General features: G+C 51.1%; 24 protein-coding genes and 1 tRNA gene. 15 read left to right on the top strand and 10 right to left on the bottom strand.

Annotated features, from left to right (window positions below; all coding sequences use genetic code 11):
• Position 1: 1 nt before the first annotated feature.
• From JHJ32_RS17680 to JHJ32_RS17670, 3 genes are read right to left on the bottom strand one after another with little or no spacing between them, the layout of a single operon-like run.
• Positions 2-409: a thioesterase family protein gene (locus tag JHJ32_RS17680; protein ID WP_079715482.1), complete on the bottom strand. Its 408-nt coding sequence runs from the start codon at positions 407-409 to the stop codon at positions 2-4.
• Complete coding sequence (mltG, locus tag JHJ32_RS17675; RefSeq protein WP_079715483.1) at positions 409-1,455, bottom strand: endolytic transglycosylase MltG; 1,047 nt, start codon at positions 1,453-1,455, stop codon at positions 409-411. Before mltG ends, JHJ32_RS17680 begins: the two co-directional genes overlap by 1 nt.
• A 37-nt stretch (positions 1,456-1,492) precedes the next feature.
• Positions 1,493-2,251, bottom strand: a complete 759-nt coding sequence (locus JHJ32_RS17670) for a PASTA domain-containing protein (RefSeq protein ID WP_079715989.1) — start codon at positions 2,249-2,251, stop codon at positions 1,493-1,495.
• 254 nt (positions 2,252-2,505) lie between these two features.
• On the opposite strand from JHJ32_RS17670, the gene JHJ32_RS17665 reads away from it, so the two are divergent.
• The gene (locus JHJ32_RS17665; RefSeq protein WP_200121859.1) at positions 2,506-3,513 is read left to right on the top strand and encodes a D-alanine--D-alanine ligase; all 1,008 of its coding nucleotides are present in this window, start codon (positions 2,506-2,508) and stop codon (positions 3,511-3,513) included.
• Between the two features lie 35 nt (positions 3,514-3,548).
• Here JHJ32_RS17665 and JHJ32_RS17660 read toward each other — a convergent pair whose 3' ends face one another.
• Together JHJ32_RS17660 and JHJ32_RS17655 are read right to left on the bottom strand one after the other, a co-directional pair.
• Complete coding sequence (locus JHJ32_RS17660; RefSeq protein ID WP_200121857.1) at positions 3,549-9,134, bottom strand: alpha-2-macroglobulin; 5,586 nt, start codon at positions 9,132-9,134, stop codon at positions 3,549-3,551.
• Between the two features lie 37 nt (positions 9,135-9,171).
• Positions 9,172-10,095, bottom strand: a complete 924-nt coding sequence (locus JHJ32_RS17655; protein ID WP_079715486.1) for an AraC family transcriptional regulator — start codon at positions 10,093-10,095, stop codon at positions 9,172-9,174.
• Between the two features lie 361 nt (positions 10,096-10,456).
• Between JHJ32_RS17655 and JHJ32_RS17650 the strand changes: the two genes are divergently transcribed.
• Positions 10,457-10,705, top strand: coding sequence for a hypothetical protein (locus JHJ32_RS17650; protein WP_139378522.1), 249 nt, complete (start codon positions 10,457-10,459; stop codon positions 10,703-10,705).
• Positions 10,706-10,720: 15 nt separating this feature from the next.
• Here JHJ32_RS17650 and JHJ32_RS17645 read toward each other — a convergent pair whose 3' ends face one another.
• Both JHJ32_RS17645 and JHJ32_RS17640 read right to left on the bottom strand, forming a co-directional pair.
• Positions 10,721-11,842 carry an MBL fold metallo-hydrolase gene (locus tag JHJ32_RS17645; protein WP_079715488.1) on the bottom strand — a complete coding sequence of 374 codons (1,122 nt, stop codon included), beginning with the start codon at positions 11,840-11,842 and terminating at the stop codon, positions 10,721-10,723.
• 74 nt (positions 11,843-11,916) lie between these two features.
• Positions 11,917-12,753, bottom strand: a complete 837-nt coding sequence (locus JHJ32_RS17640; RefSeq protein ID WP_079715489.1) for an alpha/beta fold hydrolase — start codon at positions 12,751-12,753, stop codon at positions 11,917-11,919.
• Positions 12,754-12,910: 157 nt separating this feature from the next.
• Between JHJ32_RS17640 and JHJ32_RS17635 the strand changes: the two genes are divergently transcribed.
• The 3 genes from JHJ32_RS17635 (at position 12,911) to obgE (ending at position 14,628) form a co-directional block, all read left to right on the top strand.
• Positions 12,911-12,984 (top strand) — tRNA-Arg (locus tag JHJ32_RS17635).
• A gap of 66 nt (positions 12,985-13,050) precedes the next feature.
• Positions 13,051-13,626 (top strand): adenylate kinase, encoded by a 576-nt coding sequence (locus JHJ32_RS17630; protein WP_079715490.1) that lies wholly within the window; start codon positions 13,051-13,053, stop codon positions 13,624-13,626.
• A 3-nt stretch (positions 13,627-13,629) separates the two neighbouring features.
• Complete coding sequence (gene obgE / locus JHJ32_RS17625; protein ID WP_200121855.1) at positions 13,630-14,628, top strand: GTPase ObgE; 999 nt, start codon at positions 13,630-13,632, stop codon at positions 14,626-14,628.
• On the opposite strand, the gene JHJ32_RS17620 is transcribed toward obgE, so the two are convergent.
• Together JHJ32_RS17620 and panB are read right to left on the bottom strand one after the other, a co-directional pair.
• A complete protein-coding gene (locus JHJ32_RS17620) occupies positions 14,618-15,688 on the bottom strand; it encodes a mechanosensitive ion channel family protein (RefSeq protein ID WP_200121854.1) in 1,071 nt (356 codons plus the stop codon). The two genes, obgE and JHJ32_RS17620, sit on opposite strands and share 11 nt — an antisense overlap.
• A 102-nt stretch (positions 15,689-15,790) precedes the next feature.
• Complete coding sequence (gene panB, locus JHJ32_RS17615) at positions 15,791-16,606, bottom strand: 3-methyl-2-oxobutanoate hydroxymethyltransferase (RefSeq protein ID WP_079715493.1); 816 nt, start codon at positions 16,604-16,606, stop codon at positions 15,791-15,793.
• Between the two features lie 189 nt (positions 16,607-16,795).
• Between panB and JHJ32_RS17610 the strand changes: the two genes are divergently transcribed.
• From JHJ32_RS17610 to JHJ32_RS17565, 10 genes are all read left to right on the top strand, one after another.
• Positions 16,796-17,620 carry a universal stress protein gene (locus JHJ32_RS17610; protein ID WP_079715494.1) on the top strand — a complete coding sequence of 275 codons (825 nt, stop codon included), beginning with the start codon at positions 16,796-16,798 and terminating at the stop codon, positions 17,618-17,620.
• Between the two features lie 266 nt (positions 17,621-17,886).
• Positions 17,887-18,282, top strand: a complete 396-nt coding sequence (locus JHJ32_RS17605; RefSeq protein ID WP_200121853.1) for a hypothetical protein — start codon at positions 17,887-17,889, stop codon at positions 18,280-18,282.
• 99 nt (positions 18,283-18,381) lie between these two features.
• A complete protein-coding gene (locus JHJ32_RS17600) occupies positions 18,382-18,801 on the top strand; it encodes a hypothetical protein (protein WP_200121852.1) in 420 nt (139 codons plus the stop codon).
• Between the two features lie 248 nt (positions 18,802-19,049).
• Positions 19,050-20,135, top strand: coding sequence for a Gfo/Idh/MocA family protein (locus JHJ32_RS17595; RefSeq protein WP_200121851.1), 1,086 nt, complete (start codon positions 19,050-19,052; stop codon positions 20,133-20,135).
• A gap of 65 nt (positions 20,136-20,200) precedes the next feature.
• Positions 20,201-21,088, top strand: coding sequence for a methylisocitrate lyase (gene prpB, locus JHJ32_RS17590; protein WP_200121850.1), 888 nt, complete (start codon positions 20,201-20,203; stop codon positions 21,086-21,088).
• A 25-nt stretch (positions 21,089-21,113) separates the two neighbouring features.
• The gene (prpC, locus tag JHJ32_RS17585; protein ID WP_200121848.1) at positions 21,114-22,271 is read left to right on the top strand and encodes a 2-methylcitrate synthase; all 1,158 of its coding nucleotides are present in this window, start codon (positions 21,114-21,116) and stop codon (positions 22,269-22,271) included.
• 95 nt (positions 22,272-22,366) lie between these two features.
• Positions 22,367-23,821, top strand: a complete 1,455-nt coding sequence (locus tag JHJ32_RS17580) for a bifunctional 2-methylcitrate dehydratase/aconitate hydratase (RefSeq protein ID WP_079715500.1) — start codon at positions 22,367-22,369, stop codon at positions 23,819-23,821.
• A 38-nt stretch (positions 23,822-23,859) separates the two neighbouring features.
• A complete protein-coding gene (locus JHJ32_RS17575; RefSeq protein WP_079715501.1) occupies positions 23,860-24,555 on the top strand; it encodes an RluA family pseudouridine synthase in 696 nt (231 codons plus the stop codon).
• A gap of 35 nt (positions 24,556-24,590) precedes the next feature.
• Positions 24,591-24,869 (top strand): hypothetical protein, encoded by a 279-nt coding sequence (locus JHJ32_RS17570; protein WP_233632735.1) that lies wholly within the window; start codon positions 24,591-24,593, stop codon positions 24,867-24,869.
• 9 nt (positions 24,870-24,878) lie between these two features.
• Positions 24,879-25,286 (top strand): DUF983 domain-containing protein, encoded by a 408-nt coding sequence (locus tag JHJ32_RS17565; RefSeq protein ID WP_079715502.1) that lies wholly within the window; start codon positions 24,879-24,881, stop codon positions 25,284-25,286.
• Positions 25,287-25,305: 19 nt separating this feature from the next.
• Here JHJ32_RS17565 and rfbC read toward each other — a convergent pair whose 3' ends face one another.
• Entirely contained in the window at positions 25,306-25,854 is a 549-nt protein-coding gene (gene rfbC, locus JHJ32_RS17560; protein ID WP_079715503.1) for a dTDP-4-dehydrorhamnose 3,5-epimerase, read from the bottom strand.

The following is a 25,854-nucleotide window of genomic DNA, read 5'->3' as shown; positions in this document are numbered from 1 at the left end:
GTTATGGGAAGTAGCGTTGCAAGTGGTCCAGAAATTCAGGGGGCGCCATGCATGGCTTGTTGCGCTTGATGTTGACGAATACCAAGGTGGTTGTCCCTGTATTAAGTAACTCGCCTTCTGAATTAAACAGCTCATAGTCAAACCGGATTTTGATTGCCGGCTTTTCTTTTAAAGAAACCCGTACCGTAAGTTCTTCATCATATCTGGCCGGTTTTATAAAACGGGAGTGCAGCTCCAATACCGGAAGCATGATGCCGCTGTCTTCCAGTGCTTTGTATGAGAATCCCAGGCTGCGGAAAAGTTCCACGCGCCCTACCTCGTAGAACGTGGCGTAATTGCCGTAATAGACGTATCCCATCTGGTCGGTTTCCGCATAGCGAACTCTTACTTTCGTTTCAAACGTGTACATCAGCGCATGATATTTCGTTCGTTCAATGCTTGTTGGAATTTGCGCGCGTTCCTGCTATGTTCAGCCTGTGACACGGCAAAATTGTGGTACCCCGAGAAATCCTCTTTGGCAACCATATACAGGTAGTCGTGCTGTTGGTAGTTCAGCACAGCATCAATCGCCGCGATACTGGGCATCATAATGGGTCCGGGAGGCAGGCCACGGTACAAGTACGTGTTGTACGGCGAGTCTGTGCGGAGATGCCTGTATAACACTCTGCGGATGGTAAAATCTTGATTGGCAAAGATAACCGTGGGGTCGGCCTGTAGCAACATACCTTTCCGCAGGCGGTTGAGGTAAAGTCCAGCAATGGTAGGCATTTCATCGGTATGCAAAGCTTCACCTTTGACGATGGACGCCAGTACGCTGACTTCTTGGGGCGTGAGGTTGAGTTTTTCCGCTTTTGCCCTACGCGCAGGGTTCCAGAATTTCTGGTATTCTTCATGCATGCGTTCCACAAAACGCGTTGCGGAGGTATTCCAGTACAGCTCGTATGTATTAGGGATGAACATGCTAAAGAAGTTTTCGCGGTTGAACCCGTATCGCGTAGCGAGGCTATCGTTGTTTAACAGGTCAATAAAGGCGATGGAATCCGGTTCAAGATGGTTGGCCAGTACGGCGGCGAAGTTTTCCTTGAGCCGGATGTTTTCAAATCGGAGCTTGACGGGTTCTTGGAAGCCTCCGCCTAATTTATTGATTAGCGTGCGGTTGTTCATGCCCGGCTCCAGTTTGTACTTCCCCGGTTTGATACGGTCAGGGTATTCCATCTTGTTGGCGGCCCAGCGGAATGAAGCGGTATCGTCGACGATATGCAGTTCTCCGATGCTGGTCATGACATCCTCAAAATCCCAATGCGTATAAACATACAAGTATTCGGTTTCGGCAGTGACATTCGGGGCAAAAAAACCTTTGTAAAATCGATAAGCGAAGATGATTCCGATGATTGCCGCCACGCTGGCAATCACGAGCAGTAGCCTAAAAAGCCCTTTCTTTTTTGTTTTTTCCATATGTATTGTTCCTCAACGTACCATCACCGACCACCTATCACTGATTCGCCAATGCGATGTTTACTGGTGTCCCAATGCTTACCATCGGATCATCCGGTGCTGGCGTTTGGGTAATGACCACAGCAGTGAGGCTATCGGTCACCATGCCCATATAGTTGACCGTGCCTAACGTCAGCGATGCGCCTTGCAGTGCAAACTGTACTTCGGCCAACGTGAGGCCGGTGAGGTCCGGTACTTGCACCTCATTGGCACCCCGTCCGTCGCCCAAGACCAAATCGATGGTCGATCCCTTCGGCACGGGGCGCCCGGCATTGAGCCGTTCGCCACCGAACTTGACATCGAGCACGACGTCACGCGCGATATCGGGAATATACGTCGTATCTCCCAGTTTCAGTCCATAGCTATTCAGTACGGCCCGCGCTTCCACAAACGTTTTTTCTACGAGGTCCGGAAAAGCCACTTCCGGCGCCGTACGCGTAATGATGGTTAGGTAAAGGGTCCGGTTTTTCTTTACCTTCGTATTGGGATCTGGATCCTGTTCAATCACCAAGCCGGGTTTTGCATCTACTTGATACACCGAGTCCAGATCGTATTCAAACCCTTGCGACTGCAATTTTTTTACGGCATCATCTATCAGTAACCCTTTGAGTTCGGGGACCGCCACGGACTCGCTGTGGCGCGTGTATTGGCGAAGGCTGAAAACGATGATTAGAAAAAAGACGGTCAGCCCGATAAGTGCACCTATAAGGTTTTTTCTAAATGTGTCTGTTCTTAGGTACTGAAAAAATTTTACCATGTTGTCATCTGTCGTATCGGTGTTGAATGCCCTGTTTATTAGGTGGCTCCGCAATATTAGCGCCACACTTTGCATCCTGTCAATCAAAATCGGATATGCCGGACAAACTTAGCCAAACTTGCTTTCATATGCAAGAGAGGTGGCGCGGCGATGCGGGCCTACGGTGAAATCGTGAACGGCCTCATCCGAAACTTATCATGCACCGCGAAGCATCCGGTAAAAAAAGTGCCCGATTTTAACTAAGTTTGCTGCATATGAAACTGAAAATTGCATTGGTTACTGGGGGATATACAGCGGAGGCTGAGATTTCGCTGAAGAGCTCGGAATTTGTTTACCAGCAACTTGATAAGTCCAAATACGATGTATATTTGATCACCATCACGGCCACCAGCTGGTTTTTCGTGGCTGATAATGGCGTGAAACACGCGATTAACCGGGAAGATTTTACATTACCGATGGACGGAAATGTCGTCCGTTTTGACCTGGCCTTTATCATGGTGCACGGCTCCCCGGGGGAGGATGGCCGGCTGCAAGGCTATTTTGATATGATAGGTCTGCCTTACACCTCGTGCGATGCGCTTACTTCGGCGCTGACGATGAACAAGGCGTATACCAAAGCGGTATTGGCGGGCATACCAGACTTGTATCTGGCTAAGTCGGTACAGCTATTCGAGTCACAGCGGGGAGAGGCAGCAGATATCGTCTTGCGGGAGTTGGCATTGCCCTGTTTCGTAAAGCCGAATGGCGGCGGAAGCAGCATTGGGATGACCAAAGTGAAAGCCGAAACCGAACTGGCCGAAGCGATTGAAAAGGCATTCAATGCAGCCAATACTGGCAGGCAAGTGATTGTGGAAGCGTTTGTGGAAGGGAGGGAATTTTCGGTAGGCATTTACCGGCGTGCGGACGGGTTGTTTGTGTTACCGGCGACGGAGGTCATCACGGAGCGCGAGTTTTTTGATTTCGAGGCCAAATATGTGGCAGGTTTGACGCAGGAAATTACCCCGGCAGCCCTTTCTGCCGAACAGCGGGACCGTATCGAGCGGCTGGTGAAGGCTATTTATATCCGGCTGAACTGCCGGGGCATGGTCCGCGTCGATTTTTTCCTCGAAAAAGACACTGAGCGTTTCTTTTTCATTGAGATCAATACCGTGCCGGGGCAGACGGCTCAAAGCTTCATCCCCCAGCAGGTTCGTGCGGCAGGAATGACCGAAACCGAATTTTATGGCGAATTGATTGAGCAGGCATTGACTGCAGTTCGGTGATCGGCGGACAGCGATCAGCGGCCACCGGCCACCGTTCACTGACCGCCGTCCACAACTTCTACCCAGTTTCCGGGGACGATGGCCTGAATCCGGTCGTCATACATCGCCTCGGCGCTTACTGCTGGCAGGAAATAACGGCCTGCATAGGAGGCGTTAAGTAATACGCGGTACGTCAGCGTTTCGCCCTGCCTGATGTTGAAATGTGTAAGCACACGATCGTCACGGATGTCCTTGAACGCAGCGGGGGAGGAGCGCAACGCCGACTCCGTGTCGTTTAGCCGGGTGTTGATGATTTCCCAGCCCGACGGAAAAATCTGCGCGAGTGCCATATGTTCATATGTGCCCATGTTTCCGATATTTTTAAGGGTCACTTCGGCGATAAAATCCGTGCCCTGCATGAGTCTTGCCGGATGGATGACTTCCCCCTTGTTGTCGGTATAACGCACGTCCATCGCCAGCAAACCTTCATGATTGGCCACGGGCGGGTTTTCGCCTGCAGGCACTTGGCCTTCGCGTACAACGCGGATATACAATTTGCGGTTGCTGTCATTTTGGATGCGCAATTGATTAATAGGCGTCTTCATGTCCAACGTGATGCGGTGCAGGTAGGTGGCCATCTTGACGGTATTGGACTTGCCATTAAGTGTATAGGAAAAAGGGGTGCCTTGTTGGGGGGCGCCGCTAAATTTGCCGATGGCAAGCAAGGCATAAGCCGTGGTTTGCGTGCTATACCAGTTGTCGTCTCCCAGCTTAGCGGCTACTGCGGTCAGTACGCGTTCAGCTTCCTCACGCCGCCCCACCAATGCCAGCGTTTCGAGTATCATCGCACGATCGCGCAGCGCCGATCCGAAGGTACGTCCGGCTTGGCCATAAGGTTTGCCATCGGTCGGCTTGTTCTTGACCAATTGATTGGCGATGATGCCCTGGCCCGCCAGTTGGTAAGCGGCCGCAAGGCGCCATGCTGCCTCGTCAGACAGGTATTGAAATTCTTTCAGCCGGTTCATCGCACCAATTTCTGGCGCTTTGGCTAAGGCCAGCAAATACAGCCTGTAAGCCTGTACAAGATCGCCCCCGCGCCAATTGTATTGATTGGGCGTCCAGTTTTGTGCCATGTTTCGCTGGTAGCGCAACCACCCGTCTAAAAAGCCGGCGGGCAGGGCAAACCCTTTGGCCTGCGCTTCAAGCAGGAAATGGCCTGCGTAATTGGTGCTCCATTCATCGGCGTCATTGGCGCCCGGCCAGTATCCCAGTCCGCCATTGGGCAACTGATAATTGCGGAGCCGATTGATTCCCGCCTTGACGTTTCGGTCAATAGCAGTCTTGTCCGTTCCGCTGAGTTCGACAAGCCGATCGAGCACCAACTGGGGGAAAACGCTTGAGGTGACCTGCTCCACACATCCATAGGGATAGCGGATGAGGTAGTTGAGCCGTTTGCTGAGGTTGATGGGAGGCAGGGAAGATACCTCCACCATCGCGCTATTGCGGTTGCCCGGCCCGAGCGGCGTAATATCCCGTTGCCACGAAGCACCGCCGTTGACTTCGGCTTTATCCACCGAGGTAACAAAGGGGTTGGGATTGCGGACATCGATTTCCACTTCGTATACGGCCGTTTCATTACCGCTGCTCGCCACGGCCCGGAGCTTGCCCACTCCGGTATGATTTCCCGCGGTGACCGTTGCATATGCCATTTGTTCGCCCTGCTCGGCAAATGCGAGCGTTTGCCTTCCTTGCTGTACGGACAATCCGCCGGATGCGGTCACTTCAAGGTTTACCTGTTTGACGTGGTTTTCCATGGCAAAGACCGTAAGGGGGAGCCTGAAGGATTCCCCGGGGCCAATAACTCTCGGCAGGGTAGCCAACAGCATCAGGGGCTTTTTGACGGCTACTGCCTTTTCGGCAAATCCGTATGCCCCATCCTGTCCGGCGACCACCATGGCGCGTACCGACCCGACATATGGGGGCAATGTAAAGGTGTGGGTGTTTTTGCCGCCCTTACGCAGCGTGAACGGCCCCAGGAACTTGACCACAGGCTGAAAGCGGTTCGCTTTAGCGGGATTTACGTTGCGGTCGATTTCACCGTCGCCACCGATACTGAGGATACGCTCCAGGTCGCCGCCCCACGCCCCGAGCACTTGATCAAAAAGATCCCATGATTTGACGCCCAATGCTTCGCGCGCGTAGAAGCTGGCGTGTGGGTCGGGCGTCTTAAAGCGGGTCAGGTCAAGCAGTCCCTCATCGACCAGGGCTACCGTATAGGTCATGGCCTTGCCCGAAGCTTCGGAAACCGTGATGCTGGATTTTGTCTCAGGACGTAGCGTTTTGGCCAACGTTATGGCGGGCTTGAGGACGGTTTGCGGATTTTCAACGTTCAGCGGGATAACGCCGTACATGCGGATGGGAAGGTCGTTGGCCGTTTGCGCGTGCGGTTGCAGCAGGGTGACATTTGCAAATACGTTAGGGGCCATCGCCGCCGTTGCTTTAAACTTATAAACGGTCTGCCCCTGCTCGGTGGTTATCCACTCACGTTGGAGTACGCGGCTGCCGCTCTCAACAGAGATGAGGCCTCGTCCGCCCGCCGAGGACGGGATGGTCAGCGTAATCTCATCGCCCGCACGATAGGTTTGCTTGTCGGCAGTAAACGACAGCATGGCTGCTTCAGTAGGATTATTTTGCTGTTCGCGCTGTGCCCAGCCGGGCCAGTCGATATACAAGGTCTTTCCGGCAGCATGGCCACTGGAAAGATCAACCACCCGAATGAGGTAACGGCCCCAATCGGGATAATTTATGCGGATATTCCACTTGCCGCTGCCATTGTTGAGTGTGATGGTCTCTTTTTTGAGTAGTTGGTTATACCGGTCTTGCGTGAAGTTGCCGAAATATTCTCCCTCCTGGTTCCACCACCATCGCCAGCGGATTTTGTAAAGTTCGAGCTGAACGCGGCGGCTGCCGGCGATTTTTTTGCCATTGGCATCTACATCCACGATTTCCACTTCATGGTCCTGGTCGGTCAGCAACATGCCCGACAGGCGGTCGCCTTGCGGCGTGCGCAAACCCACGTAACTGTCATATGGGCTATATGGCATGTTGACGTTATCAATACTAAAATGGCCACCCGGCTCAAAAACCCGGGTGGTGAAGCTGGCGCGCAGCATACCGGGGGCTTCATTGGTAGCGGTGATATCCGCAGGGAAGGAGGCTTTCCCCTGCCCATCCAACGTGCCGTCAAAAAGCACCTCACTTTCCGTGGTGAAGCTACGTGTGGGGTCGTCAAACGTGTATTGCGGGTAGCCCGCAAAAGACGTAGCCACGGGTGATACAACGGCCTCGACACGCGCATTCAGGTGTTGCACATCGGCTCCGAAGAGCCACTGGGCAGCAAGTCGTACGGGAATGTTGCTGCCTTTACGCAGTACCTTGTGATCGCCGAAGTCAAGCGCGATGCGGAGGCGGTTAGGGATGACGGTTTCTATTTTCAGTGTTTTCTGGAATACGGCGCCGCCGACACTGACCTTGGCCAGCCAATTGCCGGTAGGTGCGGTGGATGCGGTCTGCGTCTTGAAGGTATAAAAGCCATTTGTGTGCCTCGATTCCACCAAACGGCTGGCCAGCTGGCCCTTGGGGTTGTACAATTCCAACGTGACAGGATGGCCGGCCGGTAGGTTGGCTGATTGGTTTTCCATGATGAAACTGATGAAAAGCGAATCACCAGGCCGCCAGACACCGCGTTCGCCATAGATAAATCCCTTGATTCCTTTTTGCACCACGTCGCCGCCCACGTCAAATCGCCCGAGCGGAAGCGCCGAACCATCGTCGAGTTTGAGATAACCCCGTTCGTCATTCTTCGCGGCGATGAGCATGAAGGGCTTCCGGATAGCCGCTATTTCAACGAAACCATCACGGTTTGTCGTGCCGGTTTGGATGACCTGCTGTTGATAATCCAGTAATTTGATTTCCACGCCTTCCAGCGGTTGGGCGGAGAGAATGCTGGTTGCAATGACGGTCATGCTGTTGTCGTTGCCGCGCTTGGCAAGGAGCCCAATGTTTGAAGCGAGCATATCCCGGCTTGCCCACCGTTCGGTGGTATAGTATGAAGGATGACAGGGGTTGTCGCGTTCGTTCCAATCGTAATCGTAAGGGTAGTAATTGTTGTACCGTGACCAGAATTCGTCGTCTTCATCGATATGGTCTGCGTAATAATATTGGCGCCCCTCTTCTTCGCCGGCCTCGCCGACGCTGGCCTCGCCGCATGGGTATACGGAGTAGCTGTGGCGAAAACCAATCAGGATACGGTAAATAGCGCCGGGCTCGGCTTTCAGCAATTGGTCGATGTCTAATGAAAATCGATTTTTGCGCCGCAGATTGAGTCCGTTGTCCGTGTCCAGCGGGATGGTTTTCTGCACGACCGGTTTAGCCACGCGGCGGAGTTCGAATTTGCTGTCGTAGGTGTTCTGAAAATACTGGGGCACATTGTTTTCGTAGATTTTCACGATGGTTACGTCTACGGCGCGGAGGTTAACCGCCTCGAAGGGCATCGTAAGCTTGCCTGAACCGGGCAGAATAGTGCCTTTTCCCGGGATACTTACGGACGGTAACCTGTTTTCAAAGTTGAGGTTGGCCGCATAGGCCGTTGTGATTTTTTGCCCGTTGATGTTCGCTACACCTTCGTTTATTGTCGCCGAATAATTGCCTTCAAGCCTGTTGGGTGCATAGACCTTCACTTCGCTACCATCAATGGTGTAGCGCGTGTCGCTGACACCGCTGACGCCAATCAGGCCATGGAGTTGCTGGGCTACCAACAGCGGATCTGAAAACTGTATCAACACATGCTGATCGGGTTCATGTATTGCGCGGATGTCAAGCACCTTAAATGCGCCGACTTCCGGTACCTCAACATCCTGCTTATCCTTTTTTCTGGCATGGATGGGCGTACCATCCCACTGCAATGTCAGCTTGGTCGCTTGCTCGCCACGTAAGACGGAGTCAATGGTAAATGCCGAAACACGGGCGGCGCCGTCATGTGCCCATTTGATGCGCAGGGGGTCCCCTTCATGGGTGGCGGTCAATATCTTTTCGATGGCTTCCGGCTGTTCATTGTCCGAAAAACGGATGCGTCCCGTAAATTTCATCCGGTCCATTGCACTGGAGGTCTGTGTCTTCAGCCCATCCATTTCGATGCTATAGGCGGGGGCGATGACCTTAAAGTCGAATACGAAGGCCTGCAGTTCTTCGGCGACTTCCGCTACTTGGCCAAGCTCAAATTTTGCGCGGTATGCCGCTCCGGGGGTTAAGGGTTCGTCGGGTCTAAATTCTACGGTACGGGCATCAACCCAGTAGGTTTTGCCTTTTAGGGCAGGGGTGAAGGTAAACAGCCGGCGATTTTCTTCCTGATTGGTCTGCTGGAAGGTACTGACCTGTGCGGCGAGGCGTACCCGTATCGTGCTTTTCCGGGAGATCACACCGGTTGAGTACCCTTCAATGTATTTAGCAAAGGCGATGTTGCTGGCGTTCACGGCCACCGGTTGGTAATTTTTCCAAATAAAAAAGGTGGCTACTGCGATGATGATCCCTGTCGTTGCGATGATAACTGTTCTACGCGCCGGGATCCGATAGGCGTTGTCCATGGGTGATAGGGTTTATGGAAGCGAAGGTACGGATTTTTTATACTTTGAGCTTGCTGGGCAAGTAGCCGAAGTGCTTCTTGAATGCCTTCGTAAAGTTGTAGGGGTCGCCGTATCCCAGGGTGTAGGCCACCTCATTCACATGGTGCGACGTGTCAAGTAGTAATTTGCGCGCATATTCCATCCGGAGTCTGGTGAAATATTCGAACACGGTGGTGCCAAAAAGTTCCTTGAAGCCCTTTTTTAGCTTGAAATCATTGAGCCCTGTTTCCTGGCATATCCGCCGCATGTTTAACGGTTCCAGCATGTTTTTCTCGATAAATGCTTTGGCCGCATGCAATCGAGCCCGATCAGGCGACGATAAGTCCTGAGTAGTCATGCCGTAAGCGGTTTCCGCCTGTAAGGCCTGGGCTAAAAAGAGTTCAGCGATTTTCGACTCGTAGAACAATTTTTTCATTTCGCCCGTATACGCACAATGCTGAAGTTCGTGGATTAGTATCTTCTGCAAGGGCGTAATGGGTAAAGGAAAAGGGGCAATATCGGCCTCTTCGCTGCGGCTTACTTTCTCCCAAAACCGTTGGAGGCAATCCAGCTCACTAACCATCAGCCGTTTGAAGTGGCGCTCCGTCATGCTCACGCCAAAGGTATCGATACGCTCGCCTTTCACGGAATACATGCCTTCGAAGTATGGCGAAAAGCTAAGGATATGGTGATTGTGTCGCAGTTCGTAGATTTTTGGGCAGTGTTTTTCCTTGGCCTGGCAGATTCCGACCATCGAAAAGTACATCGTCAATATCGGCTCTGTCTGGCAGTCCGTCACCCACGCGTGCTGGTAACGCTGGCTGCTGGCAGAGAACACGCCCAATCCGTCATGCGAGAGATGGATGGTGGCGGACATATCATCCGGATTTTCGAGACCGATACCCTGGATATTCGTCAGTGGAAAGTGTTGGTAAAAATCCATGTTTCACGGAAATTGATGCCAAGAATGTTTGATTCCAAAAATAAATTTTTAGCGCGAAATAGCCTAAAGTTGTGCGACAAATTTCCGTTTATCCCCAGCTGTTTGATTCTGGCTGGAACGCTCACTTCGCTGCGATCCTATGTCCGAAATCAAACAGCCGGAGACGTCGTGGCTGCCGCAAAACCTGAAATTTGTCTTAGGTTCACGGCTTATATTGCCTGAAACAGGAGGTTAAATATTAGATAATCAATTTGTTGTAATTTTTGGCGGGTTTTTAATCCGTTTTGCACGGGATGTTTTTGATCGTTGTCGTTCATTTTTGCACGGTCGAATTCAATACGTTAATGGTCTACCGAAAGGGATGAAAAGTGTTTATATGCAGCCTTCATTGGATGGCAAATTACTGATTACCGTGTACCGGACTAATGTGGTTGAAGAATGGCAGGCAAAACCCATACTGGAAATGCTGGCTTTACGATTTCCGGGCAGCTGTTTTAGTTTTGATCTATGGGACAGCGATCGGGTGCTGAGGATGGAATCCACAACAAATATCGATGCTGAGGTCGTATCGCTGTTTCGCGATCATGGGTTTGAATGTGAGCTTTTATAACGGCGGGCTTGCGTCCTATTCTACCCCATCCCACCAGCGGTTGAATACCTGCGTGCTATCGCTCAAGTAGACCGGCTGGCCGATCTGGGGTGTCAACAGTGGCATATCCGTGTTTTTACTGCTTTCGGATACAAGAATTAAGGGTTCGTCCCACGCATGCATGGCCAGTGGAAACTTGGAATTATGTACGGGCAGCAGGCGTTTTGCTCCCAGATCTTTGGCCGCGAGTACCACTTGATGGGGCAGCATGTGGATGTATATCCAGTAAGCATTGTACTGCCCATTTTCAAGGATGGCCAAATCAAACGGCCCGTATTGGTTGCCGATTGCTTGAAAATGACTGCCATAGCCGCTGTCTCCGCCAATAAAAATGCGCCGGGACGGGGTGTTGAGCACGAACGATGCCCAGAGTGTGCCATTGCGCTTGAGGCCGCGGCCGGAGAAATGGCGTGCGGGGGTTGCTCGTAGCGTGAAGCCTTCGGCCAGCGGTGCCAACTCATGCCAATCTAGTTCGGTGATCTTGGTTGGCGGATATCCCCAATGTTCAAGATGCGCGCCGACGCCCAAGGGGCAAATCACCTGTTTTACCGTAGGCTCAAGTTTTTTGACCGTGTTGTAGTCGAGGTGATCCCAATGATCATGCGTAATGATAAGATAGTCGATGGCTGGCATGTCCGATGCATGATATCCGGTAGTGCCGGGGAAGCTCTTCGTTGTAAACGAGACGGGCGAAGCGTTGCCATTGAACACCGGATCAACGAGGAACCGTTTGCCATCGGCTTGCAGAAAATACGATGAGTGGCCGAACCACACCAATACGTCCGTCTGGATATCGAGCGTACGGAGGTCGGTCTGCACGCTAGGAATGTGATCGGTAGGAACCTGCCTCGGTGTTTTATTAAAAAGGAAACTCCACAGGACAGTAAGCATATTCACACCTTCTGCCAGATCCGGCGTATCTTCAATATTTTGGAAACTTCCGTTTTTATAGTTGGGTGAGTTTTTCACGCGTTCGAGGCGTTCGCCGGCAGGTGCTTTCCCAAACGGCGGTTGTTGAATGAATACGGCAATAGCAATGGCAAATACGGCCAAAATGATGATGAGAGCTAGCAACATGCGCTTAATGATTTTCTTCATGCGGGGTGTCGGTAAGGGACAACGCAGCAAAGTAACCATGTAGCATGCAATAATGCAATCCCCGGCATGGATTTTTACAATGGCTTGATACGGTTCAAAAACGTATTCATTGCCGAATTGAAGCGTTCGGCATCCTCGAGGTTAGGTAAGTGCCCGCATTCGGGGATTTCCACGTATTCGGCGTCCGGTATATTGGATACCAGAAGTTGTGCCTGCTCCTGGGTAGTTATCCGGTCTTCCGCACCGCGGATGACGAGCGTTGGGACGGATATATCCTTAAGGCTATCGGTAGTGTCGGTACGGGAAGCCAGCGCCAGCAGGGTCGCGCAAATGCTGGTCTCCGTATTGCGGCGTATGCTGCTTTTGATGAGATCGATTGCTTCGCGGTTTTCAGCGAGGCTCCTGGTTGAAAATACATTGTTGACAAAACCGATGGAAAAGGCACGTTTACCATTTTTCAATACGGATTGGATGCTGTCAAACCGCTTGAGCTTAGCGGTATTGTCATCTGCCAAGGAGTGGGTATCGCTCAATATCAGGCCTGAAAAAATTTCCGGTTGGATTTGGTAGGCCCTCAGGGCGATGTATCCGCCCATGGATACGCCGCAAAGCACGGTTTGGGTAATACCCAGTTTCCGGAGGAAAACCAATAAGTCTTTCGCAAAAACATCCACACTGAAGAATCCGTGGCCCATGGTGCTGTTGCCGTGGCCGCGTACGTCTACGGCGATGCCGCCCGTATTGGCGGGCAATGCCTCCAACTGGGGTATCCACATGTTTTTGTTGAACGGAAATCCATGGACAAATACGACGTTTTTTTGTGATGGTGTTACATCGCTCGACAGGTAGCTGATACTAATATCTCCAATGCGGATTCGTTTTCTTTTGATTAGGCTTTTATTGTATTCCATATATGCAGTAACAAACCGATACGGTGATAAGTTTTGATTTTTAAAAGTAATGAAATCAATGCAATAATGCAATCAGGCACGTATATTTTGTGATTTTTCCAAAAAATATTTCGGTTATATCGATCAGATTTCTATCTTTGCAAACCGATTCGGGAATGCGCTTGTAGCTTAATTGGATAGAGCACCTGACTACGGATCAGGAGGTTAGGGGTTCGACTCCCTTCAAGCGCACATGTTTCACTTATATAGCCTAATCAATATGCCGGTTAGGCTATATTTTTTTATGGATAGACTTATATGCTAAACCTTGTTTTGTTTGGCCCTCCCGGGGCAGGGAAGGGTACCCAATCGCAGAAGCTTATTGATCATTATCAATTGGTGCATATTTCAACTGGCGATCTGTTCAGGGCGCATATCAGCAACCAGACCGAATTGGGGCAGCGCGTAAGTAAGCTGATTGCAGACGGCGAATTGGTTCCGGATTCCATTACGATCGCCATGTTGGAGGAAGAAATCGATAAAAATCCTCAGGCAAAAGGTTTCATTTTTGACGGCTTTCCACGTACCGTTGCACAAGCCGAAGCATTGGATCGCTTTCTTGAATCAAAGGGAACGACCATCGGTGGAGTCATTGCGCTTGATGTAACCGAAGCGGAATTGACGGCACGCATTGCCAAGCGCAAAGCCATCAGCAACCGCGCGGACGATGATAGTGAAAAATTGAAAAAACGCATTGAGGAGTATTTCAATAAGACTATCCACGTGCTGCCTTACTATGAGCAGCAGGGAAAGTTGACCAAAGTCAATGGTATCGGCGATATTGATGCTATTTTCAGGGAAATTAAAGGGATTGTTGACGGATTGCCGGTTTAGCCAGTGCCACAGGGATCGAACTTCGTTGATTATGTGAAGGTGTGCTGCCGGTCTGGCCGCGGCGGTGCAGGATCTGCGCATTTGCACCGGGATAAATTCACGGCCAAAGGCGGTCCAGACGGTGGCGACGGCGGCCGGGGCGGGCATATTATCCTGAAAGGAAACGCGCAGCTTTGGACCTTGCTTCACCTAAAATACCGCAAGCATGTCATTGCTGAGGATGGTCAACCTGGCGGCAGCGCGCTGAAGCATGGAGCCAACGGTAAGGATGAGGTGCTGGAAGTGCCGCTGGGGACGGTAGCCCGCAATGCGGATACCGATGAGATCCTGTTTGATATCACCGAAGATGGGGAGACCAAGGTGCTGACTGCCGGCGGACGCGGCGGACTGGGCAACTGGCATTTCAAAAGCGCTACACAGCAAACACCGCGATTTGCTCAACCGGGAGAACCGGGTAAGGAAGAGTGGATCATTCTCGAACTCAAAGTGCTGGCGGATGTGGGGCTGGTCGGTTTTCCCAACGCCGGCAAATCCACCTTGCTTTCCGTGGTGTCAGCCGCGAAGCCCGAGATTGCCGACTACCCTTTTACGACGCTGGTGCCCAACCTGGGTATTGTCTCTTATCGCGACAATAAATCGTTCGTGATGGCCGATATCCCCGGCATTATTGAAGGCGCTTCCGAAGGGAAGGGACTGGGCCACCGTTTCCTGCGCCATATTGAGCGCAACTCCGTATTGTTATTTATGGTTCCGGCGGATACCCAGCGCACGATAGCTGAAGAATACCGGATACTGCTGAATGAACTGATTGCCTTTAACCCCGAGTTGAAGGACAAACCCCGCATCCTCGCTGTCACCAAATCGGATTTGCTGGATGATGAGCTGCAGACCGAAATGCGGCAGGAAATCCCGGCAGGTATTCCCGCTGTGTTTATTTCTGCGGTTTCGGGAAAAAATATACCGCAACTCAAAGATCTGATTTGGCAAGCGATCACCGGCTGATATCGTCGGATTCGTTTGGCACAGCCGGATTCCGTACGATGAGGCTTTGCGTGGGGTAAGCAAATTCGATGTTTTCGTTCTGGAAAGCTTCGTAGATATATAGATTTATTCCCTGGTTAATGTCCATATACTTGTTGAAATTATCGCTCAGGACAAAATATACCACCTCAAAAATTAGGCTGAAATCGCCATAAGACGCGAAATGCGCCCGGTCGAAGAGCGTTTCCGGCTGGCTGGCAATGGCATCGCGTATGATTTGTGGTATTTTTGTCAACTTATCCTTCGGTGTATCGTAGGTAACCCCGATGGAAAAAACGATGCGCCGCCTTTGCAGGCGCTTGAAATTATGCAGGCGCGAATTCGTTAAGTCGGTATTGGAGAAGACCAGCTGTTCGCCCGTAAGCGCCCTGATCCGGGTGGTTTTGATGCCGATGGATTCCACCGTCCCGCTTTTGTCTTCCACGACCACGAAATCGCCCACTTCAAATGGACGGTCAAAAAAGAGTACAAAGTAGTTGAATAAGTCGGCAATAATATTCTGGGTCGCCAGGGCGATGGCTATGCCGCCGATTCCCAGGCCGGTCAGCAGCGTTGCTACGTTGTATCCCAGGTTGCTGATAAAGAAAAGGATGGCTATGATCCAGATCAAGCCCGATAGGATGAGCGTGATGCCCCGTATTTGCTGAAAGCTCGCATCTCCCTGTCCCCTTCGTTGGAGGTGGTTTCTGAGAAAATAATGGATGGCGAAGATGATGAGCCGCGTGATTAGGAAAGTCCAGAGGAACATGCCAGCGATCTCCAGTGCCCGATTAAGCCAAGCGGGCAGGATGAGGCTTTTCAAAGCAAAATAAAAAACGCCAAAATAAAGGAGAGGCAAGAGGGTGGAGCTGATGCCCTGCAACAGGAAATCGTCAAAAGTAGATGCTGTTTTGTCGACAACCCGCCTGAGCCAAGTCAATATCGCGCGTTTGAATAGCCGGATGATCAATATGCCCGCGAGTATGACGGCCAGTACGATAAGGTATGCCTGCAGTGTATTTCCAAAAATGACGGTTTCCATAGCCAGCTAACAATCCGTTGGCGTAAATTGTTGTATGGAAACTCGATTTATGAAGTCGGTTGCCGCTTAAGTGCAAGCGCCGGGCGTCAGGCTAATGCCAACCTAATACTGCTCGTTTTCATTCGGGAACGCCGAAGATTTTACATCGCGGATATAGTGGCCCACGGCTTCGCCGATTGCTTCATAAAGGTTGAGGTATTGCCGCAGGAATTTTGGTTTGAAGCCCTTATTGAGGCCTAACATATCATGAACCACCAACACCTGTCCATCGCAACCAGCCCCGGCACCGATACCGATGGTTGGGATGGCGAGGCTGGCAGTTACTTCCGTAGCCAGCTGTGCGGGAATTTTTTCGAGCACAATACCGAAACATCCAGCGTCTTGCAGGTATTTGGCGTCAGTTTTTAGTTTGTTGGCTTCTGCTTCCTCCTTGGCGCGTACGGTGTATGTGCCGAATTTGTATATCGATTGAGGCGTAAGGCCGAGGTGGCCCATGACAGGTATGCCTGCATTCACAATGCGCTTGACGGTGTCCTGGATTTCAATGCCCCCTTCGACCTTCAGCGCATGGGCTCCGGTTTCCTTCATCACCCGCACGGCGGCCTTCAGCGCATCACTGCTGTCGCCTTGATAGGTGCCGAAAGGTAAATCGACGACGACCAGCGCATGTTTGGCTGCGCGCACCACCGCGGCGGCATGAAACATCATTTCTTCCAGGGTGATAGGGACGGTGGTTTCATAGCCCGCCATGACATTGGCTGCGGAGTCGCCCACCAGAATGATATCGATGCCGGCGTCATCCAATATCCGGGCCATGGAATAATCATAGCCTGTAAGCATGGCGATCTTCTCGCCATTGGCCTTCATTTGACGGATGGTATGCGTGGTGACGCGCTTGATTTCTTTGTTTACTGACATGAAGCAAATGTAGGAAATTTTAAACAGATGATAGCGGGTCAAGCTTCCGGATAATCAGGGCGGCTATTCGCGTACGCATGACGGATGTAGCTTCCAATTATTTTTTAAAGTGACGGTTATCACGGGTTGCCCAACAATTTCAAGTATCTTTGTTAACACAAAGCTCACCATTTAGTTGTAATTAGTATTATGAAAACGATATTAGTCCCCACCGATTTTTCGGAGAACGCGTATGTCGCGGCTGAATATGCGTGCGCATTGGCCAAAGCTTCTAAACAGCAAGTCCAATTGCTGCACGTGTACATCGCCCTATATTCGGGGTATGGCGAGGAAGGGCATAGTGTAAAACAAATCCGTTGGGCGGAGACGGAATCAGCCGAGGCCATGAAGAACTTGGTGAAAAACCTAAGCAGGCAGTTTCCGGAAGTAAGCATCGAGGGCGAATGTGTCAAGGGATTCATGATTGAGGTGGTAACGGAAAAGCTCAAAAATGGCGCGCATTCGTTGGTTGTGATGGGTACTAAAGGCGTAACCAACATTACGGAAAGTATTTTGGGAAGTACCACCTATGAAGTGATTAAAAAATCGCCCGTTCCGGTGCTGGTCGTGCCGATCGATACACCAGATTTTGCGTTCCAGCGCGTGGGCTTTTTTACGGCTTACGATGATCATGAGCTGGACGCACTGCTTGCTTTTCAGCAGGCTATTAACCTGAGGCCGCATCTTTCTATGCTGCATTTTTACAAGGCAGGGGAGGAAGCGCCGGATAAGGATTTGGAGCGGTGGCGGCGAAAGGTCGAGGAGGCTTACCCCGACTGGGGTATCTCTTGCAAGGCCATGCCTGTAGATAAGGTGGATATCAATGCGGTCGTGCAGGAAGCGATGGCCGATGGTTTGGATTTGCTCGTATTTGTGAGGCCGCAAAAGTCGTTTTTCCAAAAAATTTTCACGCCCAGCCTGACCAAGGCGGTAGCCAACTATCCGGCAATCCCGTCGTTGTTTATTCGGGTTTAGCCGTAGTCCGACAGTTCGTTGGGCGCTTATCTGGTGCTTTGACACGGATAGCGCCTACATAGTAAAGTTGGTGCGGAAACGAGATAAATGTAGAACCCATATGTTTGTCATTTTATTGTCACAAGTAATAAGCAGGGCAATTTTGTTTATTTACGTCACCACTTGTAAAGAATTTTTAGTTTACCTTTTATATCTAGGTGCCGCCCGGCTTAGATGCAGCAATGTGTTTTTTGATATACTTGATAAACTAACGTAATAGCAGAATCATGGAAAGGCTTGTTTGTTTAATCCGAAGATTCAGCATGTTTGTTATGCCGCTTCTTATTTTAACATCTGTGGGTCCATCCAGAACACTAGGACTCTTCCCAACCGATCGAAGTAGCACAGTAAAAAATTTTCAGCAAGATTGGAAACAAGAAGTGAAGGCGATGAAAGCCCCTGAACTGAAGACTTATCTTTCACCGGAAACTGTCGATTCGGTAATAAATACGTTGCCGAAGGAAAGTGAAAGCATCAAGTTTTTTATCCTTGATCCATCAGGCATTGGAAAAGCGACTTCTACCCCCGTTGAAGACTATCAGCAGCTGAAAATGTCAGGAAAACAAATGACATTAACCAAATATAGGAACCATGGTAGCAGCCGTGCGTACAAATATCTATAAACCGAACGGCCGGATTTGGGCGATAGAATTTCATTATCTACTAATTTTACCGCTTCTTCATCCTAATTTGTAATTGCGGATGACGAAAGCGCGCTTATTTTGAAAATTCGGGATATTATAAAGAACCAACTTGGATGGAGTGGCGCATTTACGGTAGATAGTGTAAAGGACTATGACCCGGGTGATGGAATTGCTGCCTTGATCTTTCTCACCGCGTCTGAAACCGGTGAAGGTAGGATTGTGGCCTATGCCAGAAGTACGTCCTTTTTTATTCCTCGGTCACAATTGGATAGTTTCAGAAACTCTTCGTTTGCTGCATTTATCGCTAATGACGACCTCGGGGATAATGAGTACCAATTGATGAACCTGCCCCCTGAGGACGAAATGTCGTGGACGTGTTTTGGAACATTTTGTTGCGTCCCTACGGTAACCGTGGTGGGGACGTACCCCGACCATGAAATCCGTTATGGTTGCGGGTGTGATGCATATTGCCAAATGGGGCCTCCGGGTAGTCCGTAACGGCAATCATTTCCATCTATTCATACAGTCTGGTATTTCAGGAATAATATGCGTTTCTTCCACCGCAAATCTTTGGTACTTTTTGAATGGCATCCAACGCCAGGTGGATAAAGTTAGTAAAGCGATGCGATACAGCTTTCTCATGAATAGGCAATACTCCAATCCTCTACGGAAATCTCCGTACTGATTTTTATGTTATTTTTGTTGATCTTTAAGGAAAATAAAGCAAGCAAACGATAAATAAATAGATGAACACACAAGAAAAACCGATACGGGTGCTGGTAGTTGGATGCGGCAACATGGGGGCTTCCCATGCCAGCGCTTATCATGAAATCGACGGATTTGAGATATGCGGTCTGGTATCTACCGGCGAGAGCAAAGTAAAACTGAACAGCCTCCTGGGTGGTGGGTATTCGCTATACGATGATTTTGGAGCGGCGCTGGCTGCCACCCACCCGGATGCCGTGTGCATCTCCACCTATCCCGATACGCATGAGCGGTATGCCATCCAATCACTGGAAGCAGGTTGCCACGTGTTTATCGAGAAGCCGCTTGCTGACAGCGTAGAAGGGGCGGAGCGTGTGGCAGCCGTTGCCGCAAAAACCGGAAAGAAGCTGGTTATCGGATACATCCTGCGGTACCATCCTTCCTGGCAGCGGTTTATTGAACTCAGCGGGGAGCTCGGCAAGCCACTGGTCATGCGGATGAACCTGAACCAGCAGAGCCATGGGGTGATGTGGGATGTGCACCGCAACCTGATGAAAAGCCTGAGCCCGATTGTTGACTGCGGCGTGCATTACATTGACGTGATGTGCCAGATGACGGGCAGCAAACCGGTTCAGGTGAATGCCATCGGCGCCCGACTTACGGACGATATCCCCCCGGACAACTACAACTACGGCCAATTGCAGATACGTTTCGAAGACGGTTCGGTAGGATGGTATGAGGCAGGCTGGGGGCCGATGATGAGCGAAACAGCATTTTTCGTGAAAGATGTGATCGGCCCCAAAGGCTCCGTATCCATCGTGGCCAGGGAAGCGGGGACAAGCGGCAAATCGGATTCCGTGGCGGCACATACTAAGACAGAATCACTGCGTTTCCACCATGCCGATATCGATGACGCGAACAACTTCACCCAGCCGGATAGCTGGATAGACCTCAAGGATGAGCCGGACCATCAGGAATTGTGCAATCGCGAACAGCGCTTTTTTTTGAAGGCCATCCGGGAGGATCTGGACTTGACAGCGGAAACCGAATATGCCATCAGCAGCCTTCGGGTGGCGTTTGCCTGCGACGAGTCGGTAAAGACCGGCGAGGTCGTCCGGCTGGCGTAGTTTACCATCGCGTTTGCCTACGTGGCGGATATCCCGTATATTTACGCAATTCACAAGAATAAAACATGATAGACGGGAATCCATCATCTGCGGGCGCACGCTGGCGTGCGGCTTTAAAAGCCGAACAGCCCCTGCAAATCGTAGGGGCTATTAATGCCAACCATGCCTTGTTGGCCACGCAAGCCGGTTTCAAGGCGATCTACCTTTCCGGTGGGGGAGTGGCTGCGGGTTCTTTGGGGGTGCCCGATTTGGGTATTTCATCATTGCAGGACGTGCTCATTGATGTCGAACGCATGACCAACGTATGCGACACTCCCTTATTGGTGGACGTTGATACCGGATTCGGCCCTTCGGCATTCAACGTGGCCCGTACGGTGAAGAGCTTAATCAAAGCCGGTGCAGCAGCTCTGCACATGGAGGATCAGGTAGGTGCGAAGCGTTGCGGGCATCGCCCCAATAAAGAACTGGTGAGTGCCGGGGAAATGGTAGACCGGCTGAAAGCGGCAGTAGATGCCCGCACGGACAGCCATTTTGCCATCGGTGCACGTACCGATGCCCTGGCCAACGAAGGGTTGGAAGCTACGTTGGTCAGGGCTGTGGCCTATGCCGAAGCGGGGGCTGATTTTATTTTTGCCGAAGCAGTATCCGAGCTCACCCAATATCGCGCTTTTGCAGAGACGACGGGTCTTCCGGTGCTGGCCAATATCACCGAGTTCGGCATGACCCCGCTGTGGACGGTCGCTGAACTGGCTCAAGCAGGGGTTTCCATCGTGTTATATCCACTATCCGCATTCCGTGCGGCCAATAAGGCAGCGCTGAATGTCTTTACCCATATCCGGCAGGACGGTACCCAGCGGCATGTGCTGGATACCATGCAAACCCGTGCTGAATTATATGACAGCATCGGTTATTACGATTTCGAAAGCAAATTGGACGCGCTGTATGGGAAGTAGCGGGACAGCATACAACAACTAAATTATGAGCGACAATAATCAGCAATCAACGTTTAAGCCCAAAAAATCGGTTGCCCTTTCGGGGGTTTCGGCCGGTAATACCGCGCTATGTACGGTAGGCCGGAGTGGCAATGATTTGCATTACCGGGGTTACGATATCCTTGATTTGGCGGAGGGCGCTTCCTTTGAGGAAGTGGCTCATCTGCTTATCCATGAGAAATTGCCAAACAAGGCGCAACTGCAGGCATACCGTGCGAAATTGAAGGCGCTTCGTGGATTACCCCAGATTGCGAAAAATGTGTTGGAACAGATCGGTGCGGCAGCGCATCCGATGGATGTCCTCCGTACCTACACATCGGTACTGGGAACCATTTATCCGGAAAGGGATGATCATAACCCTGTCGGCGCACGTGACATTGCAGACAAACTCCTGGCTTCGTATGCATCGGCTTTGCTATACTGGTATCACTATGCGCAACACGGACGGCGTATTGAGGTAGAGACTGACGACGAAACGATTGGCGCCCATTTTCTTCATTTGCTGCATGGCAAGGAGCCGTCGGCCGCATGGAACAAGGCTATGGCGATTTCGCTGAACTTGTACGCGGAGCATGAATTCAACGCTTCCACCTTTACCGGGCGTGTGATCGCCGGCACGGGGTCGGATATCTACTCCTGCGTTGCGGGGGCCATCGGAGCTTTGCGGGGGGCGAAGCATGGCGGGGCCAACGAGGTGGCCTATGAAATCCAAAGTCGGTATGCCAGTGCAGACGAGGCAGCTCAGGATATTAAACAGCGGCTGGAACGTAAGGAGGTCATCATTGGCTTCGGCCACCCGGTATACACCATTTCCGACCCTCGGAACGTGGTTATTAAAAAGATTGCCCGGCAATTGTCCGAGGAATCGGGTGATATGACGCTGTTTACCGTTGCAGAGCGGTTGGAGACATTGCTTTGGGAGGAAAAAAGGATGTTTCCGAACCTGGACTGGTTTTCGGCGGTTTCTTATCACCTGATGGGAATACCCACGGCCTTTTTTACGCCCTTGTTTGTGATTGCGCGGGTGACGGGATGGAGCGCCCATATCATTGAACAGCGGCAGGACGGGAAAATTATCCGACCGAGTGCTAATTACACCGGACCGGACCCCAGGGCGTTTGTTCCGCTTACCGATAGGATATAAGCTGTAAGCAAAGCAAGAGGCGGTAAGCTTTGGGCTTAGGCTTATAGCTTGCCGCCTAACAAGCTAATGCATAAACATAAATCAACATAAAAAACATGTCATCACCGATTTCAAACGTACGTCCCGAAACGGATAACGTCATTGCCGATATTGTAGATTATACATTGACTTATCAAATCTCCAGTGATTTGGCCTTTAAAACAGCGCATTATTGCCTGTTGGATACCCTTGGATGCGGATTCGAAGCGTTGACTTATCCCGCTTGCACGAAATTGCTCGGCCCCGTCGTGAGCGGTACTATCGTGCCTCATGGGGCCAAGGTTCCGGGCACTTCTTACCAACTGGATCCGGTACATGCGGCGTTTAACATCGGGGCGATGATTCGTTGGTTGGATTTCAATGATACGTGGTTGGCTGCCGAGTGGGGCCACCCCTCGGACAACCTGGGCGGTATATTGGCCACGGCTGACTGGCTTTCCCGTACAGCGGCAGCCAACGGCAAAGCGCCATTGACCATGCATGACGTGCTCGATGCGATGATTAGGGCCCATGAAATCCAGGGCGTGATGGCACTGGAAAACTCGTTCAACAAAGTGGGGCTTGATCACGTGCTCCTTGTGAAGCTGGCTTCCACGGCGGTGGTGGGCAAGCTGTTGGGGTTAAGCCGCGAGGAGTTGGTCAATGCCGTATCGCTTGCATTCGTTGACGGCCATTCGCTGCGTACCTATCGGCATGCCCCCAATACGGGGAGCCGTAAATCATGGGCCGCAGGTGATGCCACTTCCCGGGCCGTGCGGCTTGCCCTGATAGCCAAGACCGGTGAGATGGGCTATCCATCGGTGCTTACCGCTAAGACCTGGGGCTTCTACGATGTGTTGTTTAAGGGCAATTCGTTCCGTTTTCAGCGGGATTACGGTTCGTATGTGATGGAAAACGTGTTGTTCAAAATTTCATTTCCGGCTGAATTCCATGCACAGACGGCCGTGGAAGCCGCCATGGTGTTGTACCGTAAGCTCAACGAATTGGGCAAGACGGCGGCTGATATCCGACATATCCGCATTCGCACGCACGAGGCGGCTATCCGCATCATTGATAAGAAGGGGCCTTTGCATAATCCGGCCGATCGTGACCATTGTATCCAATATATGATTGCCGTACCCCTAATCTTTGGGAGACTGACAGCTGCGGATTATGAGGATAGGGTGGCATCCGACCCGCGTATTGATCGGTTGCGTGAAGTGATGGAAACCGAAGAGGATGCGCAATTTACGTCGGACTACCACGACCCCGAAAAACGGTCCATCGCCAATGCGCTCACGGTGACACTGGCCGAAGGAACGGTGCTGGATGAGGTGGTCGTGGAGTATCCCATTGGTCATAAGCGCCGTCGGGAAGAAGGGATGCCGGTGTTGATAGAGAAATACAAAACCAATCTCGCACGTATATTTTCGCCAAAACAGCAGCAACAGGTGTTTGATGCGTCGCTGGATATCGATAAGTTGGCCGCAATGCCCGTTAATGAATTTGTGGATTTGATGGTCATTCCCTAAATTATTATCTTTGCGGCGTAACGTGAAGATACTTGAATATGCCTATTTCCGACAGCGATATCATCTATGAAGATAACCATTTGCTTGCTGTAAATAAGCGCGCGGGGTACCTTGTGCAGGCCGATCCGGGTGGCGACGAACCGTTGGAAGACATGGTTAACAAATATTTAACCAAAAAATATAGTAAACCCAACGGTGCTTTCGTGGGCGTGGTACACCGGCTTGATCGCCCCGTAAGCGGGCTGATACTCTTTGCCAAGACGAGCAAAGGGCTGGAGCGGATGCAGCAGCTTTTTAAAGATAGGGAAATTCAGAAGACCTATTGGGCGGTCGTGCGGAACCCTCCTGAGCAGCCGGAAGCTAAACTGGTGCACTGGCTCTCACGTGACCGTACGCAAAACGTCACAAAGGTACATCGTGAAGCCGCGGACGGTAGGGTATATGCCGAATTGGATTACCGGTTATTGGGCGAATTGGATGGGTATTATTTGCTTGAGGTGTATCCGCTGACCGGACGTACGCACCAGATACGTGCGCAGTTGGCTTCCATGGGGTGCCCGATCGTAGGTGACCATAAGTATGGTTACCCAAGGGGAAGCCTGAGGCGATCGATCTGCCTTCACGCTAAGAAGCTGTCTTTTGTGCATCCTATCAAAAAAGAACCCATAGTGTTGTTTGCAAGACTGCCCAAAGATGGCTTCTGGGATCGCTTCGAGGTATTCGACGGTGAATAAGTGAATATGGCAGAACATTTTGTATCTTTGTATTTATGAACAGGATAAAGCGGTTTCTGGGGGCCATCATGGTCACACTCGTATTGTTCGCGATAACGCCAAGTGATACCCAAGCACAATGTGCCATGTGTTCACTCACGGCCGAAAACGCGACCGAACACGGGAATACACAGGGAAAGGGGCTGAACAAGGGCATATTGTTCTTGCTGGCTATCCCTTATCTGGCGGCGGTTGGAATAGGCGTATTGTGGTATAAAAAATACCGGAGCAAAAAGACCGTGAATGTGGACAATGATCCGATTGTGTTGAATTAGTATGTCTTCATGGCTGCACATACTTCCCGAATCAAAGCGGTAATCACATCTAAATGTCCGAAATGCCGGGTGGGCAACATGTTTGTAGGGAGTACTTATGGGATTAAGCGGCAGCGGATGAATGATATATGCCCGCACTGCGGCTTCCGGTTTGAGATTGAGCCGGGTTATTTTTATGCCGCCATGTACGTAAGCTATGCAATGTCCGTGGCGCAGGTCGTGACGGCAGGCTTATTGACCTATCAAATCACCAAAAGCGAATCGCCGTGGGTGTACCTCGCTGTCTTAGTAGCGGCCATCGTGATTTTTGCGCCCTTCAATTTTCGCTATTCACGTCTGATTCTGTTGCATTACCTTACACCGAAGGTAAAGTATGACCCCAAGTACGAAGACCAGCTCCACGAAGACACGCCTTAGTGGTACTGGGAAAAATCAGTCAAAAGGGGTTGGCAATGTCTTTCAGAAACGGCAATTGGCGGTCCTTCTCGGAAATGATAAGCTCATCGCTGGCCAACGGCCAATCGATACCTAAGTCGGGATCATCCCACCTGACGCCTACTTCACCAGCCTTGTCGTAAAATCCGGTAACTTTATAGGCGAATAAGGTGTCGTCTTCAAGCGCCACAAATCCATGGAGAAAACCCGGAGGTATCCAGAGTGACTTCGCTTCCTGCGCGTCAAGGATGATGGAAAAGTGCTGACCGTAGGTTTTGGAAGCTTTCCGGATATCGACCGCGACGTCCAAAACACGGCCACGCAGCACCCTCACGAGCTTGCCTTGTGCGTTTGGGCCCGCCTGAGCGTGCATCCCGCGTAATACGCCACGGTGAGAAGAGGAAAGATTGTCCTGCACGAACGTTGCGGTGATGCCATTTGCCGTAAAAGGCTTTTCATTATAGGTTTCGATAAAAAAACCGCGCTCGTCTCGCCACACTTGTGGCTCGATAACGACGATGCCTGGTATTGTTGTGGATGAAAATTTCAT

The organism is Parapedobacter sp. ISTM3 (assembly GCF_016533505.1).
GTDB classification, from domain to species: Bacteria; Bacteroidota; Bacteroidia; order Sphingobacteriales; family Sphingobacteriaceae; genus Parapedobacter; species Parapedobacter luteus.
Note: the sequence above shows the minus strand (reverse complement) of the source record. Positions and strands in the feature narration are given on the sequence as shown.